The organism is Bartonella sp. TS25HLJMH (assembly GCF_042193505.1).
Classification (GTDB): domain Bacteria; phylum Pseudomonadota; class Alphaproteobacteria; order Rhizobiales; family Rhizobiaceae; genus Bartonella; species Bartonella grahamii.
Genome location: NZ_JBHILV010000028.1, coordinates 1 through 2434 on the forward strand (window position 1 = coordinate 1; position 2434 = coordinate 2434).

The 2434-nt window shown below is 49.1% G+C and carries 1 protein-coding gene; it reads left to right on the plus strand.

Going from position 1 to position 2434, the window contains the following annotated elements:
• Window positions 1–2434 (plus strand): filamentous hemagglutinin N-terminal domain-containing protein (locus ACFINF_RS08260; protein WP_375620457.1); only part of this gene is annotated, 2434 nt, incomplete at both ends.

Below are 2434 nucleotides of genomic sequence, written 5' to 3' on the forward strand. Positions count from 1 at the left end.
TGTTGTTGCAAGCACAAGCGCTTGGAGCGCGAAGTCCTGTCGCACAAGAAAGCCAAGGGATTAAAGCAGCTGATGGGGTTGGCTCTGTTTTCCGCCCCACGGTGGGAAAAGCCGGCAATGATGTGCCGCTGATTGATATTGTTCGCCCCAATGGACAGGGTCTTTCTCATAACAAATATGACAGTTTCAATGTTGATACCCATGGCGTGATTTTGAACAATTCGACTGAGGAAGTCTCGCGTTCACAGCTTGGGGGATTGGTGCCAGGCAACGGCAATTTGCGTTATAGCGGTGCAGCAAAGGTTATCCTCAATGAAGTGGTGAGTGCCAATCGCTCGCGTCTTGAAGGCGTGAGCGAAGTACATGGGCATATGGCGGATGTTATTATCGCTAACCCCAATGGGATTACCTGTAACGGTTGTGGCTTTATTAATACACCGCGGGTGACTTTATCGACCGGACAACCGATTATTGGAGCCGATGGGGCTTTGAGTGGATTGCGTGTTGAGGGTGGTGATATCACCATAGGCGCTCGTGGGGCTGATGGGAGTGCATTAGATATTTTTGATCTTGTTTCGCGCAAGATTAGTGTCGGGGGTCCCATACAGGTCAAAGGAGATTTGGCTGTTATCGCTGGTCACAATCATTTTGATTATCACAAGCGCGAAGCAACTTCTCTTGGCTCTGATGGCAAAGAGCTAGAATTGGCGATTGATTCCAGTGAGTTTGGTGGAATGTATGCGGGGCAGATCCGCGTGATTGCCAATGATAAAGGCGCCGGCGTTAAGATGCGCGGAGACATGGTTGCCAATGCAGGCGCCATGAGATTGACAAGTGATGGCAAGCTGGTGATTGCCAAAGCACGTGCCAAAGGAGTGGTGAAGGCTCACTCCCACCACGACAGTGTACATGTAAAAGATCTGCTTTTTTCAGAAGAAGCAGTTGAACTGAAGGCTTTGAAACATGTTGAATTGGCTGAGCAAGCTCGCGTTGCGGCAAGCGGTGCTGTTGATGTGCACGCTGATGTGATCAAGCTCCAGTCTCATGCTCTTCTAGCAAGCGGTATTGGGAGTGATGGTCAACAGTCAGCGACGGGTTCTTTGCACTTACAGGCAGTAAAGCTTGAGGCGGGGGATGGGCGGATAGCAGCCGGTGATCTTTTAGAGATCCAAGCAGCAACAATTGATCTAAGCCGCACGCAAGACAATGATCAAACAGGGGTTTCTTCCCTTGGCGATCTGACCATTAAAACCAATCAAATCACCGCTTTAAACAACCATATTGGTGCCAAGGGGAATATTGTCTTGAGCGCCGATGATGGGCTCACTGTAGGCGCTGGACATTATAGCGCCGGCGGCTCTCTTTTGGTGGAAGCAGCAGAGCTTACATCACGTGCGCGCTTAGTGGCAGAGCAAAAAATTGACCTTTATGCACATCACGGTGCCCTGATCCAAGAAGGCACTGTGTTGTCCAATGGGGAGATAACGCTGGATGCCCATGGTGCCCTCAATCACACGGGTGATATTGTCAGTATGCAGCAGGTTGCATTGACAGCGGGTGGCATGCTCACAACCGGTCAAGAGAGCACGATTTTAAGTTATGATGTGGTTTTAAGTGCTGATGCTTTAACCCAAGCAGGGACTGTGGAAGCCCAAGAGGGAGCATTAACCCTTCAAGTGCGTGATGGGGTCGCAAATAGCGGCACAATGCGCGGTGAGAGTGTCGATGCTCATATTGGTGCATTTACCAATCAAGGGACGTTTATTGCAACCGATGATTTGCATTTGATGGTAAGCGCACAAGAAGGCGTCGATCCGCAACAAGCCTTTCTGAAGAATACATCCGAAGGGGTTCTTCAAAGTGGCGGCGTTTTGGTTTTGATCGCAGGGCGATTAGACAATGCCGGTGTGCTTGGCTCTAGTGGTGAGAATGTTGCCCTCAATGTGGCAGGAAATGTCAGCAATAGCGGGCTGATTTACGCCAAAAAATCTATGGATCTATTCAGTGATGGTAATCTGACCAACACACAGGGCAGAATTATTGCTGAAGAGGCTCTCAGCATTGGTGGGCTGAAAGAGATACGTGCTGGTCATATAAATAATGAGGCTGGTCTTCTCAGTGCTTTAGCCGGTGAGATGAAGATTGTTGCAACGTCTTTTGTCAATAAAAGCGCTGAAGCGACAAATTCAGACCAACCAAACGCTACACATGATGAAGGTGCGCATGTTTTAGCGCGGGATGGTTTACGCATTGATGTGGGCAGTTTTGAGAATGTTGATGGTCTCATTTCTACGCAAGGGGCAGTTAATATTGTTGCTGATAGTGTGATCCAAGCAGGGCACATAGAGATTGAGCGTGGTGACCTTCAACTGACCAGCCATGGTGATTTAACCAATAGTGGTACGATAGCAAGCAATGGCGCAATCACTGTGAA